The following is a 291-nucleotide window of genomic DNA, read 5'->3' as shown; positions in this document are numbered from 1 at the left end:
GATGACAATCCCCTCCGAAATGAAGGCGCTGCTCTTGGTCGGCGACGGCTATACCAGGACACCGAGCGGCAGTGCGCTCAAGGCGATGGAGCCGTATCTCGAGCCGGGAAGCATCGCCGTGCCGGCGCCCGGACCGAGCCAGGTGCTGATCAAGGTCAGTCTGGCTTCGATCAATCCATCGGATGTCGCCTTCATCAAGGGCCAGTACGGGCAGCCGCGCGCCAAGGGCCAGCCGGCGGGCTTCGAAGGTGTCGGCACAGTCGTCGTGGGCGGGGAGGAGCCCTATCCCAG

At 65.6% G+C, this 291-nt stretch carries 1 protein-coding gene; it reads left to right on the top strand.

Going from position 1 to position 291, the window contains the following annotated elements; translation table 11 throughout:
- Position 1 precedes the first annotated feature (1 nt).
- Positions 2–291, top strand: a 290-nt coding sequence (locus tag EN852_RS39565) for an alcohol dehydrogenase catalytic domain-containing protein (protein WP_148671973.1), incomplete at its 3' end; no start/stop codon positions are given.

This window comes from Mesorhizobium sp. M2E.F.Ca.ET.209.01.1.1 (genome assembly GCF_004010375.2).
Taxonomy (GTDB): domain Bacteria; phylum Pseudomonadota; class Alphaproteobacteria; order Rhizobiales; family Rhizobiaceae; genus Mesorhizobium.
This window is presented reverse-complemented; position numbering and strand designations above follow the sequence as displayed.